At 57.2% G+C, this 18,086-nt stretch carries 12 protein-coding genes; 11 read left to right on the forward strand and 1 reads right to left on the reverse strand.

What is annotated here, in order from left to right; translation table 11 throughout:
* The first annotated feature begins 95 nt into the window (after positions 1-95).
* The 9 genes from Q2B33_RS08445 (at position 96) to Q2B33_RS08485 (ending at position 13,624) form a co-directional block, all read left to right on the forward strand.
* Complete coding sequence (locus Q2B33_RS08445; RefSeq protein ID WP_300572425.1) at positions 96-1,847, forward strand: Na/Pi cotransporter family protein; 1,752 nt, start codon at positions 96-98, stop codon at positions 1,845-1,847.
* Between the two features lie 156 nt (positions 1,848-2,003).
* Complete coding sequence (locus tag Q2B33_RS08450) at positions 2,004-3,368, forward strand: ATP-binding protein (protein WP_300572426.1); 1,365 nt, start codon at positions 2,004-2,006, stop codon at positions 3,366-3,368.
* 162 nt (positions 3,369-3,530) lie between these two features.
* Positions 3,531-3,893, forward strand: coding sequence for a response regulator (locus Q2B33_RS08455; RefSeq protein WP_296476821.1), 363 nt, complete (start codon positions 3,531-3,533; stop codon positions 3,891-3,893).
* Positions 3,894-3,925: 32 nt separating this feature from the next.
* Positions 3,926-6,562: a response regulator gene (locus Q2B33_RS08460; RefSeq protein ID WP_300572427.1), complete on the forward strand. Its 2,637-nt coding sequence runs from the start codon at positions 3,926-3,928 to the stop codon at positions 6,560-6,562.
* A gap of 12 nt (positions 6,563-6,574) precedes the next feature.
* Positions 6,575-9,259, forward strand: a complete 2,685-nt coding sequence (locus Q2B33_RS08465; protein ID WP_300572428.1) for a DegV family protein — start codon at positions 6,575-6,577, stop codon at positions 9,257-9,259.
* A gap of 182 nt (positions 9,260-9,441) precedes the next feature.
* Positions 9,442-12,303 (forward strand): ATP-binding protein, encoded by a 2,862-nt coding sequence (locus Q2B33_RS08470; RefSeq protein ID WP_300797295.1) that lies wholly within the window; start codon positions 9,442-9,444, stop codon positions 12,301-12,303.
* 17 nt (positions 12,304-12,320) lie between these two features.
* On the forward strand, positions 12,321-12,722 hold the full coding sequence (locus Q2B33_RS08475) for a response regulator (RefSeq protein ID WP_296476829.1): 402 nt from the start codon (positions 12,321-12,323) through the stop codon (positions 12,720-12,722).
* 32 nt (positions 12,723-12,754) lie between these two features.
* A complete protein-coding gene (locus Q2B33_RS08480; protein ID WP_296476831.1) occupies positions 12,755-13,243 on the forward strand; it encodes a hypothetical protein in 489 nt (162 codons plus the stop codon).
* Positions 13,244-13,261: 18 nt separating this feature from the next.
* Positions 13,262-13,624, forward strand: a complete 363-nt coding sequence (locus Q2B33_RS08485; protein ID WP_296458572.1) for a response regulator — start codon at positions 13,262-13,264, stop codon at positions 13,622-13,624.
* A 115-nt stretch (positions 13,625-13,739) separates the two neighbouring features.
* On the opposite strand, the gene Q2B33_RS08490 is transcribed toward Q2B33_RS08485, so the two are convergent.
* The gene (locus Q2B33_RS08490; protein ID WP_296458567.1) at positions 13,740-14,024 is read right to left on the reverse strand and encodes a hypothetical protein; all 285 of its coding nucleotides are present in this window, start codon (positions 14,022-14,024) and stop codon (positions 13,740-13,742) included.
* 172 nt (positions 14,025-14,196) lie between these two features.
* On the opposite strand from Q2B33_RS08490, the gene Q2B33_RS08495 reads away from it, so the two are divergent.
* A complete protein-coding gene (locus tag Q2B33_RS08495; RefSeq protein ID WP_300572430.1) occupies positions 14,197-15,543 on the forward strand; it encodes a DUF1015 domain-containing protein in 1,347 nt (448 codons plus the stop codon).
* 97 nt (positions 15,544-15,640) lie between these two features.
* Positions 15,641-18,086, forward strand: a 2,446-nt coding sequence (glgB, locus tag Q2B33_RS08500) for a 1,4-alpha-glucan branching protein GlgB (protein WP_300822800.1), incomplete at its 3' end; no start/stop codon positions are given.

The raw sequence follows: 18,086 nt of genomic DNA on the forward strand, positions 1-18,086 counted from the left end.
ACAAAATTCGGGCATAAATAATGACAGCGTAAAGAAGACGATGAATAGAAGACGACGAATAGAAGACAGGAAGGAAATTCACAGGAGAAGAGAGTATGGATATTTTTAACGCACTGACACTGACAGGGGGCCTGAGCCTGTTCCTGTTCGGCATGAGCATCATGGGCCAGGCCCTGGAGCGCAGGGCCGGCGGGAAGCTGCGCGCCCTTCTGGGGAAATTCACCACAGGCCGGGCGGCCGGGCTGCTGACAGGCCTGGTCGTGACCGCGGTGATACAGAGTTCCTCGGCCACCACGGTGATGGTGGTGGGCTTCGTCAATTCGGGGCTCATGACCCTGCGCCAGGCTGTCAATGTCATCATGGGGGCCAATGTGGGCACCACGGTGACGGCCTGGATATTGAGCCTGGCGGGAATCGACAGCGGCAGCTGGTACATCCGCCTTGCGAAGCCCTCCTCCTTCACGCCTCTCCTGGCCCTGGCCGGAATCATCCTGTACATGTTCTGCCGGGGAGAGAAAAAGAAGGACACAGGCATGATCTTCCTGGGATTCGCCACATTGATGTTCGGCATGGAGACCATGTCCGGGGCGGTGTCGGGGCTGCGGGAGGTTCCGGCCTTTCGGGAGCTGTTCGTCATGTTCGAAAATCCCCTGCTGGGCGTGCTGGCAGGGGCGGCCCTGACCGCGATCATCCAGTCCAGCTCCGCCTCCGTTGGCATCCTCCAGGCCCTGGCGGTGACCGGCCAGGTGTCCTACGGGGCGGCCATCCCCATCATCATGGGTCAGAACATCGGCACCTGCGTCACAGCCATGCTCTCCTCGGTGGGAGCCAACAAGAACGCCAAGCGGGCCGCCATGGTGCATCTGTCCTTCAACTGCATCGGAACGGCGGTGTGGATATCGGTATTCTCCGTGGCCAGAGGGATATTCCACCTGCGTTTCCTGGAGGAGCCGGCCTCCCTCCTGGGCATCGCCGTGGCCCACTCCGTCTTCAATATCCTGTGTCTGCTCCTGATCCTGCCGCTGTCGGACGTCCTGGAGAAGCTGGTGACGAAGATGGTGCCGGACGTGCGGCGCAAGGAGGAGTACATGGAGCTGGACGAACGCCTCTTTGCCGCGCCCTCCATCGCCCTGGAGCGCTGCCACAGGGTCACCGGGTCCATGGCGCAGATGTCCGTGGCGTCCCTGAAAGAAGCCATCGATGCCCTGGGGAGCCTGACCCCGGAGCTGGCGGCGGCCATCCGCCTGAAAGAGGAGAAGACGGATTACTACGAGGACATCTTAAGCACCTACCTGGTAAAGCTCAGCGCCCTGCAGATTTCCGCCGCGGACAGCACAGAGGCGGCAAAGCTGCTGAAGACCATAGGGGATTTCGAGCGGATTTCCGACCACGCCGTGAACCTCCTGGGGGCCGCGGAGGAGATGGCGCAGAAGGAGCGCAGCTTCAGCCCTGCGGCCCGCCGTGAGCTGGAGGTGCTCTGCGGGGCGGTGGCGGAGATTCTGAATCTGTCCCTGGAGGCATTCCTGGAGCAGAACCTGGAGGCAGCCGCCGCGGTGGAGCCCCTGGAGCAGGTGATCGACCGCCTGAAAGAACAGATGCGCACCAGACATATCCTGCGGATGCAGCAGGGGGGCTGTTCCATCACGGCCGGGTTCGTGTGGTCCGACATGCTGACGGACCTGGAGCGGACGGCCGACCACTGCTCCAACATCGCAGGCTGCATGCTGGACATGGCGCTGCAGGATATGAGCCTCCATGAGCATTTGCGGAAATTCCGGGACGGAAGCGAGGAATTCGGCAGGAGGTTCAGGGAGTATGAGGAGAAGTACGCGCTGCCGGAGGTCTGAAAAATGAGGGGGGATTCCCTCATTTTTTTGTGGCATGCCGGGAAAAGTCCCTCATTTTTTTGCGATTCGGCAAAAAAAGTCCCTCATTTTTTGTGATTCGGGTTGAACGGACAGGGTATATTTTGTATAATATAAAGGCAAGGAGGAAGGGTGTGTATGGCTGAGGGATATTTGAGGCGGAAAATTGACGCGTATCTGGTATCCTGGAGGGCGGATCCGAATCGTAAGCCGCTGATTGTCAGGGGGGCCAGACAGGTGGGGAAAACGGAATCCATCCTGCATTTTGCGAAGGAGGCCTACGGAAATGTAGTCTACATCAATTTCGTGGAGGAACCAAAATATAAGCTGATTACAGAGGACGGTTATAAGACAGAAGATATTATCCGAAATATCTCCCGTATGGATCCGTCCAGACGTTTTACGGAGGGGGACACTTTGCTTTTTTTTGATGAGCTCCAGGAGTATCCGGAGATTGCCGCCTCCCTGAAATTTTTCAAGACTGACGGCAGATTCGATGTCATCTGCAGCGGATCCCTCCTGGGCATCCATTACAGGCGGATTGAGAGCAACAGCGTGGGCTACAAGACGGATTACAGCATGGTCTCCATGGACTTCGAGGAATTTCTCTGGGCAAAGGGATATGGCGGCAGGGATATCGAAGAAATGCTGTGGCATATGGAGACGCTGACGCCTTTCAATGAATCAGCGATGAAGACATACGGGAATCTCTTCCTGGATTACTGTATTCTGGGGGGTATGCCGGCAGTGGTGAGAGAGTATATTGAGAAAGGGACATTCGAGGGAACCCTGGACATACAAAGGCAGCTTCTGGAGGATTACAGGGAAGATGTGAGGAAGTATGCCGAAGGCATGGATCAGGCGAGAATCCTCAATGTGTTCGAACAGATTCCGGTGCAGCTGGCGAAGGACAACAAGAAATTCCAGATTTCCAAGGTGGCCAAAGGCGCCCGGTTCAAGGATTACCGGGGCTGTATCGAGTGGCTGACGGACGCGGGAATCATTCATGTGTGTTATTGCCTGAATTTCCCGGAGCTTCCCCTGCGGGGTAATTATGACGACACCAAGTACAAGATTTATTTCTTTGATTCCGGCCTGTTCGTGGCGATGATGGATGAGGAAGCCCAGGAGGATCTGCGGGCCAATAAGAACCTGGATGTGTACAAGGGGGCCTTGTATGAGAACATCGTGGGCGAGGCCCTGGTGAAATGCGGATATGGGCTGTATTATTATAAGAGGGAGGACTCCACGCTGGAGGAGGATTTTTTCCTGCGGACAAAGGATTCCCTGGTGCCGGTGGAAGTGAAAGCCACGAGGGGGACGGCAAAGTCCCTGCGGACGCTGATCGAGAGCGGGAAGTATCCGGATATCGGCTGGGGGATCAAGCTCACGGGAGGGAATATCGGGTTCAGCGACGGAATCTACACCTTTCCCTATTTTTGCGCATTCCTCCTGAAGGAATACATCAGGCGGGCAGAGCCAGACAAGTTTATAAATTTTTAATTTATTCTCTGCCAAAGATTCGTTGCGGACGCTAGCAGCAGTATGGTATACTTGATTATATGTATGAATTCGCGAATTCTTGATTTCATTGTCTTATTGTAAAATAGACTGTAGAGCGATTCGGGAAGTCCACGAGATTAGATAAGGAGGCAAGGCGGCGATATGAGACGTGTTTTGGTGGTGGATGACGACAAGATGAACCTTAGGAGGACGAGGCTGATTCTGGAGAAGTATTACGACATACTGACGGCGGAATCCGGACAGGAAGCCCTGGACATCGTTTATGACAACGAAGAAATCGACCTGATTCTTCTGGATATCGAGATGCCGGGCATGAGCGGAATCGAGACGTTCCAGCGCATGAAGGAGCGGGGGCTGGACATCCCGGTGATATATCTGACGGCATCCGGCCATGAGGATGATGTGATGAACGCTATCCGGCTGGGGGCGGTCAACTATCTGAAGAAGCCGTTCCTGCCCCAGGATCTGATGGAGCGGATTGCAAAGGAGTTTGATAAAAAATGAGGACGGAAGCCCAGACAAGCATGCATCTGCTAATGGTCAGCACACTTAGCATCGTGAGCGTGCTGCTGAGCCTGATGGCCGTAATCATGTCGTGGGAGCTGTGGATGCTCCCCATCATCATCATCGGCTGCCTGACGGTATGGTGGCTCCATATCGGGCGGGTGGGTTCGGACATCATGTATGAGAACATATGTACAGGGCTGCTGATTATGGATTTCTTTTTTTTTGGCGTGCATTCAACCAGCCTCTATGATATCCCCATGGTGGCCTGTGTGGTGGTTCTGCTGCTCTCCCTGCTGAATAGAAAGCGTCTGCTGTATATGGCAGCCGCGCTCTATGTATGCCTGATTCTGTACCATCTTCTGGTGCTCCACACCGTCAGCGCCCGGCCTGAGGAGCGGACGGTGATGCGCCTGGTGATGGGATTTTGTGCTGTGACGGGCTCCGTGATTGTGGCCAGATACCGCATCAGCCGCAGACAGGTGGAGAAGGCCGGATATGCCCGCATGCAGGAACAGTTGGCCACGGCGGTACGGCAGAACGCCGATTTCCTGTCCAATGTGTCCCATGAACTGCGCACCCCGGTGAACATGGTGGTGGGCATCAGCGAGGTGACCCTGGGAAAGGACATCGCCCCGGATATCCGGGAGAACGTGCGGTCTATCAAGTTGGCCGGCAAACGCCTCTCCGGCCAGATCAACAATATCCTGGACTATACGGAGATCGTGGAGGGCACGCTGTCCGCCGCAAAAGAGCCCTATATGATCACGTCGGTGGTGAACGATGTGATTGCCATAACCGCGCTGCAGAACAGCGACAGAAACAGACTGGAAATGGTGTTCGACATCGACCCGAAAGTACCTTCGGTGCTGATCGGCGATGCGGACAAGATTTCCCATGTCCTGCGGATCCTGCTGGAGAATTCCATGAAGTTCACGGAGGAGGGCGGCATCGACCTGTACATCGGATTCCGGCGGGAGAACTACGGCATCAACCTGACCATCGATATCAGCGACACAGGAATCGGCATGGCGCCCGAACAGCTGGGACAGATAGTGGACGATTTCTATCAGGCGGATTCCGGGAGCCGCCGGTATGTGGGCGGGCTGGGGCTGGGCATTCCCATTGCCAGGGGACTGCTCCATTCCATGGGCGGTTTTGTGCACTTCGAGAGCCTGGATCAGCAGGGGCTTCAGGTACATATCACCATACCTCAGGGGGTGGCGGACGAAACGCCCTGCATCAGGGTTCCCGATGCCTCGAAGCTGTGCATCGCCTGCTTCTTCAAGCCGGAGAGGTACAGCCGAGACGAGGTCAGGAGATATTATGACCAGATGATCCTCCACATGGTGGAGGGGCTTGGCATCGAAGGGTATCAGGCCCATAATTTCGAAGGGCTGCTGAAGCTCCTGCGAGACCGCAAGCTGACCCATGTGTTCATCGCGCAGACGGAATACATGGCCAATCCCCCTTATTACGAGGAGCTGGCACAGACGATTCCGGTGGCTGTGATCGCGGACAAGGATTTCCTGCTGGAGGAGGACAGCAGGCTCTTAGTGCTGCGCAAGCCTTTCTTTGCACTTTCGGTGGTGAACCTGCTCAGCGACGAGGAGGGCGGGAACGACTTCGAGGAGGCCCAGGCCGCGGGCCGCAGGCCCTTTACCTGTAAGGGCGTGCATGTGCTGGCGGTGGACGATGAGGACATGAACCTCATGGTGGCCAAAGGCGTGCTGGGCAGCTACGGCATAAAGGTGGACACATGCTTAAGCGGGAAAGAGGCCATAGAGCGGTGTGCCGTGACATCCTATGATGTGGTATTCCTGGATCATATGATGCCGGGCTTTGACGGCGTGGAGACGCTGCGGCGCATCCGGGAGATGGACAATGGGGTCTACAAGGATTTGCCGGTGATTGCCCTGACGGCCAATACCATCAGCGGCGCCAGGGAGATGTTCCGCAACGAGGGCTTCACGGAGTTCATCCCCAAGCCCATAGAGCGCGCCGTTCTGGAGCGGGTGCTGCGGCGGGTTCTGCCGGATGAGTGCATCCAGTATGATGCGGCTCCCACAGCGCCGGAGAAGCCGGCTGAGGCCGAGACGGCGGAGGGGAAGGACGCTGCGGAATCGGCTGTGGAGGAGACATCCGCCCGCCGGGCGGAACCGGGGACTGCCCCGGGGACGGCCGCAGGAGAGGAACCAGTCCGCTGTACGGAACCGGGGTCTGCAGCGCAGACGCCTGCAGTAGAGGCATCTGCCGCCGAAGCGCAGACTCCCCCCGGGGATGCTCCGGAGGCAGCGGAGGGACAGGAAGAGCCTTTCAGAGCCTATGGCTCTCTGGTGCGCGCCGGAATCAACGTGGGGATGGGGATGGACTACTGCTGCGGCGAGGAGGCGTTCTACCTGGATATGCTGCAGATGTTCCACGACCAGGCGGAGGAGAAGAGGGCTGAACTGGTGGCCCTCTACGAGGCGGCCAACTGGACGGACTATGCGATCAAGGCCCATGCGCTGAAAAGCACGTCCCTGACCATCGGCGCGGAGGCGCTTTCCGCCCAGGCCAAGGCGCTGGAGCAGGCAGGCAAGAACGGAGACGTGGAATACATTCGGGAGAACCATCCCCTGCTGCTGCAGATGTACGGGGAGGTCTGCGAGAGCATTGCCGATTTATAAAGGGAGGTTACCGTGTTCAGGAAGTGGCTGGAAATCATTTTTGACCATAAAATAAGTCTGAGAGAGAGGATGTTCAGGCTTGTCACAGGCATCAGCATGGTGGCGCTGGTCTTTATCCTGGTTCTGGGCAGGAGCGGCGTGAATCTGTTCATATTGCCGTTGAGCCTGGCCTACATCTACATAGCGGCCAAAATCAGCATCAAAAAGGAATGCATCAATGCGGGGGCTGCGGCCATAGTGGTGCTGCTCCTGCTGTTGTACCCTGTGGTGTTCTTCACGGGAGGCGGACTCTACGGCGGGGTGCCTGAGTGGTTCGTGCTCTGCTTCATCTATATCAGCATCACCCTGGAGGGAAGGCGGAAAGGGGTGTTCTTTCTGCTGTGTATAGTGGAGACGGTCATCTGCTACTATCTGGCCTACCACTATCCGGATCTGGTGATGCCCAATACCATGGCCCAGGCTTATTTCGACTCTGCCCGCTCCGTGATACTGGTGGGCTTCCTGACAAGCATATTGCTCCTGTTCCAGAACTATCTCTACGAGGAGGAGAACAAGCTCACCAAGAGCCAGAAGAAAGAAATCGAGGAGCTGAACCAGGCGGAGAACCACTTCTTCTCCAGCATGAGCCATGAGATACGCACGCCCATCAATACGATCATCGGCCTCAACGAGATGATCCTGCGGGGGGACATTTCCGACGAGGTGGCCGAGAACGCCAGGAACATCCAGGGAGCCAGCAAGATGCTGCTGACCCTGATCAACGATATCCTTGACCTGTCCAAAATCAAGTCGGGCAAAATGGAGATTGTGAACGTGTCCTATGAGACCGGGGAGCTCTTCTCGGAGATTGTGAACATGATATGGATCAAGGCCCGGGAAAAGGGGCTGGAATTCAGGCTGCAGGTGGATCCGTCCATGCCCAGCATGCTCTGCGGCGATGAGGTGCGCATCAAGCAGGTGCTGATCAATCTGCTGAACAACGCGGTGAAATATACGAAGGAAGGCTCCGTCACCCTTTCCGTGCGCTGCGAGCGGGTGGGCGTGAACCGGGTGCGGGTCTGGTACTCCGTGGAGGACACGGGCCAGGGGGTGAAGAAGGAGAACATCCCCTATATATTCGATGCGTTCAAGCGTGTGGACGAGAAGAAGAACCGGCACATCGAGGGCACCGGGCTGGGGCTGAGCATAGTCAAGCAGCTTGTGGAGCTGATGGGAGGCGAGATCAGCGTCAACAGCGTCTACATGAACGGATCCACGTTCCTGGTCACATTGGAGCAGGACATCATAAGCGAGAGGGAGCTGGGGACATTCACCCTGACTTCCCGCATGAAGGTGCACGAGGGGGAGCAGTACAGGCACAGCTTCGAGGCGCCGGGCGCCCATGTGCTGGTGGTGGACGACAACGAGATGAACCTGATGGTGGTGCGCAAGCTCCTGTCGGATACCAAGGTGCAGATCGACACGGCGTCCAGCGGCGCGGAATGTCTGCGGCTGACCCAGTACCAGCATTATGACTGCATTCTGATGGATCACCTGATGCCGGAGATGGACGGGATAGAATGTCTCCATGCGCTGCATTCCCAGCCCGGGGGATTGTGCCAGGACGTGCCTGTGATAGCCCTCACCGCCAATGCGGGAAGCGACAATCAGCAGATTTACCGGAAAGAGGGCTTCAGCGGCTACCTGCCCAAACCCATCAGCGGCGCGTTGCTGGAGGCCGCCGTGCTGAGCATCCTGCCCAAGGAGCTGGTGGCTTTAAGCGAGACCGCCAGCCAGTCGGAGATCGGGAAGGACGTGCTGATCTTCGAACAGGCCAAGCGGATATCGCTGATGGTCACCACGGACAGCGTGTGCGACCTGCCGGAATCCCTGAAGCGGGAATTCGGCATCAGCATATGCCCCTACTATATCTGTACGGAGCAGGGGCGCTTCCTGGATGAGTCGGAGCTGATGGCGGATGAGCTGCTGGCCCACATGGCGGAGGGCAGGAAGGGCGTCTCCCAGCCCCCGGATGTGCAGGATTATGAACGCTTTTTCGCACAGAATCTGACGGAGGCACAGAACGTGATTCATATCACCATGGCGAAGCATGTCAGCGACGGATACCAGAACGCCCTGGAGGCGGCCAAGTCCTTTGAGAACGTCACGGTAATCGACTCCGGCCATCTCTCCAGCAGTATGGGCCTTTCCGTGCTCTACGCGGCCCATATGGCGGAGAACCACGCATCCAGGGATGAAATCGTGAAGACCGTGAAGAAGCTGCGCCGTTATATTTCGTCCGCATTCATAATCGACAGCACCCATATGATGTGCAAGTCGGGACAGATCTCCAAGCGGGTGCAGGTAATGTGCGACGCCCTGCTGCTGCACCCGGTGATTGTGCTGCGCAAGAGCCGGATGGCGGTGAGCAGCATGGAGATGGGGAGCTTCTACCATGTGATAAAGGGCTATGTGCGCAAGAAGCTGGCGAATCCCAGGGGCATCGACAGGCGGATTCTGTTCATCACCTACGCGGGTATGGACGAGGAGAGCCTGCAGTACATCCAGGAGCTGGTGCGGCAGTACTGCCCCTTTGAGCGGGTCTACCTGCAGAAGGCCTCCTCTGCCATCGCCAGCAACTGCGGGCCGGGCTCTTTCGGGCTGCTGTTCATGAGGAGGAACGAGGCTTCGATTTCCTATTCCGAGGGCTACAGGTAGACGAGTTGCCGTTCACGGGCAGTTCCGCCAGGTGTTTTCGTGCATAACGAAAATCACGAAACAGCAGACGGCTATGTCCCTGGGGCGGGAGGCCTCATATTTCTTGACATATCAGTTGAGATATACTATGATATGAATGGAGTGAAACGGCTTTTGATTTTAAGCGATTGACGGATATGCGCATGGAAGCGCAGAGGGGGATCAATATGGTAAACGTGGTCATCGCGCTGGAGGGCTTTGGCATCTGCCTGACTTTTATCGCGCTGATTCTCCTGCTCAACGGAGAGGGGGCCAGGGAACAGAAGTTCCTGATTTTCATTATGTGCGGAGCTCTGGTGCAGAATGTGGGCTATCTGCTGGAGCTGACCGCTCCCACGGTGGAGGCTGCCGTCACGGCGGTGACCGTGGAGAACGTGGGCTCTGCCTTCGTGCCGCTGTTTTATTGCTGGTTCACCTATCTCTATTGCAGCGCCACCCCGCCCAAGATACTTTTGCGGATTCTGGCCGTTGCCAATTTCCTTGTGCTGCCCACGGTGTTCTTTAACTGGCACGGCCTTTTCTACAGAGAGGTCAGATGGCTGACGGCCGCGGACGGGTTCCACTATGTCAGCATCACCTACGGCCCGCTGTACACGCTTTTTATGTTCACCCGCATCATCATTCCCTATGGGCTGTGCATATTCACTCTGGCCCGGGCCATCCATGTGCGCTCGGATCGGCAGGTGAACCGCCAGTACTGGACGATTCTGGGGATTTCCACCCTGCCGGTGATCGTGCTGGCGGGCTATGTCTTCAAACTGGTGAAGGTGTTCGACTTCACGCCCATGACTATGGCCATCTCCATGGCCATGGTAGTCATCGTGGTGTGGAGCAGGCGTGATTATGATTTCCGCCATCTTGCGGCGGAAAAGGTGCTGGAGAACCTGGGGGACGGGGTGATCGCCCTGGACGACCATGACCGGCTGGTGAGCTACAACAGGGCCGCCGCGGATATCTTCACCTGTCTGCCCGCCCACAAGCTGGGAGAGAATATCAGGGTGCTGGAAGAATTCCGGGAGGAAATGCTCAATGAGGACATCCCCCAGAGCTTCTCCATCAACGGCCAGCATTACGAGAGCCACAGCAAGAAGATCATAGACAAGAACGGCAGAAAGCAGGGCTGCGTCATATTGATTCTGGATATGACCGACATCAAGGCATACATCAATGAAATCAAGCGGGTGCGCCAGCAGGCGGAGAAGGCCAGCATCGCCAAAAGCGAATTCCTGGCCAATATGTCCCACGAGATACGCACCCCCATGAATGCCATCATCGGATTGAACGATATCATCATGGAGGAGTGCGCGGACACCCAGATTTACGGCTATGCCAAGAACGTGCAGTCCGCCGCCAGGAACCTGCTGGCCATCATCAACGACATTCTGGATCTGTCCAAGGTGGAGGCGGGCAAAATGGAGCTGTTGCCCACGGATTACTACATAAAGGTAGTGGCGGATGAAGTCGTGGGCATGATGGACATGGTCGCTTCCCAGCACGGGCTGATCATGAAGTACGAGATGGACGACAGCATTCCCTGCGGCTATAGGGGCGACCAGGGGCGGATCAAGCAGGTTTTGATCAATATCCTCAGCAATGCCATCAAATTCACCAAGAAAGGGTATGTGCGCATCGGCATCACGGGCAAGCCCGGTGAGAAGGCGGATGAGGAGCTGCTCACTTTCCGGGTGGAGGATACGGGCTGCGGCATCCGGGAGGAAGACCTGGGCAAGATATTCGAGGACTTCCGGCAGGTGGATTCCAAGCGCAACCGGAGCGTGGAGGGCACCGGGCTGGGCCTGGCCATCGTGAAGCAGCTGGTGGAGCTCATGGACGGCACCATTCAGGTGGACAGCACTTACGGCAAGGGGACCCTGGTCACCATCACCATCCTCCAGAAGATAACGGACAGCAGCCCCGTCTCCGAGATGCCGGAGATTTCTCAGACAGAGCAGGGCGTGGGGGAAAACTTCAAGGCGCCGGGCATCAAGGTGCTCATAGTGGACGACAATGTGATCAACCGTAAGGTGGCCAGAGGATTCCTGAAAAGCTACGAATTCGATCTGACAGAGGCGGAGAGCGGGCCGGAGGCCATCGAGCTGGTGCGGGACAATCGGTATGACATCATCTTCATGGACCATATGATGCCCATGATGGACGGCATAGAGGCTACGGAGATCATTCGCAGGGACTGTGGGGAGAACGGCACCGCCCCCGCCGTAATCGCGCTGACCGCCAACGCCATGGAGGGCATGCGGGAGCAGTTTTTGAGCAACGGCTTCCAGGATTTCATCGCCAAGCCCCTGGACAGGAAGGAGCTGAACCAGCTATTGCTGCGCTGGGTGCCGGAGAAGTACAGGCAGACAGAGACGGAAGGAAACGGGGCGGAGGAGCAGTGGAATCCGGAGTCCATCCGCATCGAGGGATTGGACATGAAGGCCGCCATGCAGTTTTTTTCCGGTGTGGAGGAGGAATTCCTGGATCTGCTGGAGCTTTACCGTATGGACGGGAAGCGCAAGACCGAACTGCTGCGCCAGCTTGTGGACTCCGATGTCCAGCGCTACCAGATAGAAGTGCACGGCCTTAAGAGCGCCTCCGCCAATATCGGCGCCATGGATCTCTCTGCCATGGCCAGAGCCCAGGAGAACGCCGCCGCCAAAGGGGACAGCGCCTTTATCGCCCGGGAATTTCCCGCGCTGTTGAAGGCCTACGAATCGCTCCTGCAGAATATAGGATTCTTCCTGGAACAGAGAAGACGGAATGATGATACAGAGGCCGCTAAGCTTCCCGCCCTGACTGCGCAGGAACTGAAGGAGCAGGTGGGCACGGCGCTGGATCAGCTGGAGCATTTCCGCTCCAGGGAATGTGCGGACGGTGTGGAGGAAATCCTGCGCCATGAACTGCCGGAGGATATGAAGGAGCGTCTGCTGCAGATACAGGAGCAGCTTAAGCTGTATGAGGATGACAATGCCGAGGAGCTGTTACGTCAGCTTCTGGCCATATTTTAAAAGGAGGAAGAGCGCAAATGACCCAAACAGGAGACGGATACGGCAAAAAACGTATCTTGGTAGTGGATGACGCAGCGATCATCTTATCGAGGATTTGGGATGCCCTGCGGAACGATTACGAGGTGACGATGGTGAATTCCGGTATACGCGCCTTGAAATATCTGGAACAGGAGAACACTGACCTGATTCTGCTGGACATCCGGATGCCCCTCAAGGACGGTATTCAGACGCTGCGGGAGATCCGCGCCATGAAAGACAGGAAAGACATCCCTGTAATCATGCTTACGGGCGTGGAGGATTCCCACTCCGTCCTGGAGAGCGCGAAGCTGGGAATCTGTGACTATATACTGAAGCCTTTCCATGAGGATGACTTGAGGAACCGGATCCAGCGGGCGCTGGAGCAGGACGGAAGGGTTTAGGGCAAGTGTTTCGTGGGAGAAAGGATTGAGCTATGAACAGCACGCTGACACAGGAAGAACTTGAACGGATATTGAACCAGGCGGTCCAGGACGTGACGGAGCGTACTGCAGGTGTGCGCCTGCACCAGGAAGACATGCCGCCGGGGGAGGATATGTGCACGGTACAGATTACCTTTGACAAAGGCTTCCATACCAGCCTGACCCTCTGTGCGGATACCAGTCTGCTGTACCGTATGGCCTGCAACTCGTTCCATGAGGAAATGCTGGAGCCCGAAGACCTGGAAGAGTTCAGCAAGGAATATTTCAATGTGCTGTGCGGCAGGATAGCAGGAGCCATGTTCCAGGCGACGCAGGTTCCGGCGCATTTCAATCCGCCGGCGTTCTACCGCGGGCGCTTTGAGCCGGAGGGAAGGGAGGTTCAGTTCGTCCTTACTTATTCCAATGAGTACAACGAGGGGGCGCAGCTGATCCACCATGTGCCCTGTGCGCAGCAGGACGAGGACGCCGGGGACATAAGCTGACAGAAGGGAGCATGTGAGATGAAGAGACGTGTCATGATAGTAGACGATTCCCGGCTGGTCAGGGTGCAGCTGGAAGATGCCCTGGCGGGCACGGATTACGAGGTGGCGGCATACTGCCGCAGCGGGGAGGATGCCATCGCCCGGTACGCCGAAGTGGCCCCGGATCTGGTGACCATGGATATCATCATGCAGGGGATGGACGGCATAGACGCCGCCGAGATCATCCTGAAGGAGCATCCGGACGCAAGGATCGTGATGGTTTCCTCCCTGGCATATGAGGACACCTTTGAGAGGGCCAGGAAGATCGGCGCCAGAGGGTTCGTGGACAAGCCCTTTTACCAGGAGCAGCTGTTAAAGGTGTTTGAGGAGGCCCTTGCCTGATTCTTCCTGCCTGATAAAAACCATGCAGAACGATAAAATACGACATAATTCCAGGCAGTGCCCCGCGCGTTGACATGCCCTGGAATTATGCCGCAGATATGGAGAGGCACCGCGCTCAGCGGAACAGCAGCGGCGAGCCGCCGTCAAATCCGTTGTTGATGTCCCGGAGGCTGTCCTTGAGCTTCTCGTTGGTGGCGCAGGAGGCCTCGCTCTGGAGATCCATATACAGGATGAACACATCCTCCAGGCTCATGCCCTTTTCAGCGGCGATTTCCTCCATCACAGGCCGCAGCTGCTCCAGCTGGACGGATACCGGCACTTTCTGTGGGTCGATCTCGCCCAGGGTATTTTCCGCGTATGCGTTGATGCGCTCCAGCATTTTTCTGTTCTCGTCAGTCATTGGCTTACCTCATGTCTTTCTGTTTTTTTCTGATTTATAGTTCGTCCGTTCTTCATCATCTCACCCTTTCTCAATTTTCAAGTATAGTTTATCACTAGATCCTTGTTAAGTACAGATATTTTTGGTAAAATAAATTTATCTTTTATTTCGATAGAAAAGAGGAACGAAGACAATGGCAGATATCAGACCGTTTTCCGCATACCGCCCGGCGCCGGGTATGGAGGGCAGGATAGCCGCATTGCCCTATGATGTGTACAACAGGGAGGAGGCCACGGCAGTGGTGGCCGGAAATCCCGACTCCTTCCTGGCCATAGACCGGGCGGAGACGGGCTTCGGCCCGGAGGTGGACACCTATGCGCCGCAGGTGTACGAAAGGGCGGCGGCTCTGCTGCGGGACCAGATCGCCCAGGGGAAATTCGTCAGGGAGGACAAGCCCTGCTACTATCTCTACGAGCTGACCATGGAGGGCAGGAGCCAGACCGGCATCGTGGCATGCGCCTCCATCGACGACTACGATGCAGGCGTCATAAAAAAGCATGAGAACACCCGGGCGGACAAGGAGCAGGACAGAATCCGCCATGTGGACGTGTGCGACATGCAGACAGGGCCTATCTTCCTGGCATATCGTTCGGACGCGGTGCTTCGGGAGATCATCGGGGCAGTGAAAAAAAATCCCCCGGCCTGCAGCTTCGTCTCCGAGGACGGCATCGGGCACAGGGTCTGGGCCATAATGGGAGAGGAGCATCCCATGGAGGAAGACGAGACGGAAGCGGGCAATGCGCTCCAGGGCATCCGGCAGCGGTTCGCCCGGATGGATGCCATATACATCGCGGACGGCCATCACCGATGCGCCTCTGCCGTGAAGGTGGGGCTCATGCGGCGGCAGGCCCATCCGGACTATACAGGAGAGGAGGAGTTCAACTATTTCCTCTCGGTGCTGTTCCCGGACGAGGAGCTGCATATCCTGGATTACAATCGCATAGTATTTGACTTGAACGGTTATACGAAGGAGGGATTCCTGGAGAAGATTTCCGAGGGCTTCCAGGTGGAAGAAGCGCCGGAGGCACCCTACCGTCCCAAAAGGAAGGGGCAGTACGGCATGTACCTGGACGGCGCATGGTACCGCCTGACGGCCAGGCCTCATATTTTATCTGAGGATGCCGTGGACGGACTGGACGTCTCTCTGCTCCAGGACCATCTGCTGGGCCCTGTCCTGGGCATCCTTGACCCGAAGACGGACAAGCGCATCGACTTCGTGGGCGGCATCCGCGGATTGAAGGAGCTGGAGCGCAGGGTGCAGGAGCGGCGGCAGCTGACTTCGGAGAAAGGATCTGGGGGAGAGGCCTTGCCCGCGGGACAGGGGACCGGGGCGGATATGGCGGTGGCGTTTTCCCTGTATCCCACATCCATGCAGGAGCTGTTCGCCGTGGCGGACGCGGGGAGGCTGATGCCGCCCAAGTCCACCTGGTTCGAGCCAAAGCTGCGCAGCGGACTGTTCCTGCACAGCCTGGAGGGATGAAGCGCTTCACCGAACATGGCAGGAAATCAGAGAAATCAGAGAACGAGAACGGTTTCATAGAACGATAAAAAGGCATCAAAGAAAGGAAACAGACGGCATGACGAACAAACTTTATCAGTTGATGAACTGGCCGAAAATCGAGGAGATCATCTACTCCGAGTGCGACAATCCCCACGAACTGCTGGGCCCCCACAGAGCCGGGAAACAGACCCTGGTGCAGGCATATTTCCCGGGAGCGGAGCAGGCTCAGATTGTGTTCGAAGGGACCGGCCAGCGGGTGGAGCTGGAGCTGGCGGACGAGGACGGCTTTTTTGCCGCGCTGCTGCCCCGGAAGGAGAGCGAGGTTCCCGCTTACCATTACCTGGTGAAAGGGAAGGACGGCAGCGAGAACGTCCGCGGCGAGGCATACCGCTTCGCGCCTCAGATTACAGAGAGCGATATGGACAAGTTCCAAAGCGGCATCCATTATACCATCTATGAGAAGCTGGGCGCCCATCCCATGACCATCGACGGCATCAGGGGCGTGTACTTCGCCGTGTGGGCCCCGAACGTCATGCGGGCCAGCGTGGTGGGGGACTTCAACGGCTGGGACGGCAGGATCCACCAGATGAGGCGGCTGGGGGACTCCGGCATCTTCGAGATTTTCCTGCCGGACGCAAAGGTAGGGGACAATTATAAATTCGAGCTCAAGATAAAGGGCGGGATGACCTATCTGAAGGCAGACCCCTACGGCAATGCCGCCCAGCTTCGGCCGGAGACGGCTTCGGTGGTGGCGGATCTGGACAGCTTTGTCTGGGAGGACGGGGAATTCCTGAAGGGCCGGGCCGGATTCCAGACAGGGAACGCGCCTGTGAGCGTGTATGAGATGTACCTGGGCTCCTTTGTGGCCCCTGCCCAAGAGGGGGAGGCCTCCGGCGGCTACGCCAATTACCGGGAGATCGCGTCGCAGCTGATCCCTTATATCAAGAAGATGGGCTACACCCACGTAGAGCTGATGCCCGTCATGGAGCATCCCCTGGACGGCTCCTGGGGATACCAGGTAATCGGTTACTACGCGCCTACGGCCAGGTACGGCTCTCCGGAGGATTTCATGTATTTCGTGAATGAGCTCCACAAGGCGGGCATCGGCGTGATCCTGGACTGGGTTCCGGCCCATTTCCCCAGGGACACCTACGGGCTTTCCAACTTTGACGGCACCTGCCTTTACGAGCATATGGATCCCAGACAGGGCTGCCATCCCCACTGGGGCACATTGATCTACAACTACGGCAGGCCCCAGGTCTCCAATTACCTGATCGCCAACGCCCTGTTCTGGGTGGAGAAGTTCCACGCGGACGGCATCCGCATGGACGCGGTGGCCAGCATGCTCTATCTGGACTATGGGAAAAAGGACGGCGAATGGGTGGCCAACATGTACGGCGGCAAGGAGAACCTGGAGGCCATCGAGATGATCAAGCACCTGAACTCCGTCATGAAGAAGCGCAATCCGGGCGTGCTGAGCATCGCCGAGGAGAGCACCGCCTTCCCCAGGATCACAGGGGCACTGGAAGAGGACGGCCTGGGCTTCGACCTCAAGTGGAACATGGGCTTCATGAACGACTATCTGGGCTACATCAGATACGACCCCTATTTCCGGGCCCACCATCACGGGGAACTGACCTTCAGCATGGTCTATGCCTACAGCGAGAAGTTCATGCTGGTGTTCTCCCACGATGAGGTGGTGCACGGCAAGGCCTCCCTGATTGGGAAGATGCCCGGGGACCGGGAGCAGAAATTCGCCAACCTCCGCCTTACCTATGCTTATATGATGACGCATCCGGGCAAGAAGCTGCTGTTCATGGGGCAGGATCTGGCCGAATTCGATGAGTGGAACGAGGCCAGGCCTGTGGAATGGGAGCTTGCCCAGGTGCCGGAGCACCAGGGGATTTCGGAGCTGGTAAAGGATCTGAACCATCTCTACCGCACCAGCCCCGAGCTGCACGCGCTGGACGATGCGCCGGAGGGCTTCGAGTGGGTGAACCATATCTCCTGGGAGGAGTGCTTCCTGACCTACCTGCGCAGGGGCGCTAAGAAGGACGAAATCCTGGTGGTCGCGGCCAATTTCTCGGGAATCGAGAAGGAGCTCACCATCGGCGTGCCCTTCCATGGGAAGTACAAGGAGATATTCAATTCCGACAGCGAGAAATACGGCGGCTCAGGGATCGTGAACGGCAGGGTGAAGCGGTCGAAGGAGACGGAGTGGGACGACAGGCCCTATTCCATCACGGTGAAGACAGCGCCCCTGTCCCTGAGCATCCTGAAGTATATCCCCTTCACGGCCCAGGAGCTGGCGAAGGAGAAGGCAGACAGGGCGGATAACGCATCATCGAAGAAAAAGACGGCCTCCCACACCGGGGACAGCGCGGATAAGAGGGTGGCCGCGGAAAAGAAGAGCACCACAGAAAAGAAGAGTGCTGCGGAAAAGAAGAGCACTGCGGAAAATAAGAGCGCCGCAGAGAATAAGAACACCGCAGAGAATAAGAGCGCCGCGGAGAATAAGAGCA

This window comes from uncultured Acetatifactor sp., assembly GCF_948601915.1.
Classification (GTDB): Bacteria; Bacillota; Clostridia; order Lachnospirales; family Lachnospiraceae; genus Acetatifactor.

Bases quoted from the DNA above. Each gene is read 5' to 3' on its own strand.
- Q2B33_RS08460 (WP_300572427.1), top strand. From the start codon at position 3,926: ATGGTCAGCACACTTAGCATCGTGAGCGTGCTGCTGAGCCTGATGGCC.
- Q2B33_RS08480 (WP_296476831.1), top strand. From the start codon at position 12,755: ATGAACAGCACGCTGACACAGGAAGAACTTGAACGGATATTGAACCAG.
- Q2B33_RS08495 (WP_300572430.1), top strand. From the start codon at position 14,197: ATGGCAGATATCAGACCGTTTTCCGCATACCGCCCGGCGCCGGGTATG.
- Q2B33_RS08490 (WP_296458567.1), bottom strand. From the start codon at position 14,024: ATGACTGACGAGAACAGAAAAATGCTGGAGCGCATCAACGCATACGCG.
- Q2B33_RS08450 (WP_300572426.1), top strand. From the start codon at position 2,004: ATGGCTGAGGGATATTTGAGGCGGAAAATTGACGCGTATCTGGTATCC.
- Q2B33_RS08455 (WP_296476821.1), top strand. From the start codon at position 3,531: ATGAGACGTGTTTTGGTGGTGGATGACGACAAGATGAACCTTAGGAGG.
- Q2B33_RS08445 (WP_300572425.1), top strand. From the start codon at position 96: ATGGATATTTTTAACGCACTGACACTGACAGGGGGCCTGAGCCTGTTC.
- Q2B33_RS08475 (WP_296476829.1), top strand. From the start codon at position 12,321: ATGACCCAAACAGGAGACGGATACGGCAAAAAACGTATCTTGGTAGTG.
- Q2B33_RS08470 (WP_300797295.1), top strand. From the start codon at position 9,442: ATGGAAGCGCAGAGGGGGATCAATATGGTAAACGTGGTCATCGCGCTG.
- Q2B33_RS08485 (WP_296458572.1), top strand. From the start codon at position 13,262: ATGAAGAGACGTGTCATGATAGTAGACGATTCCCGGCTGGTCAGGGTG.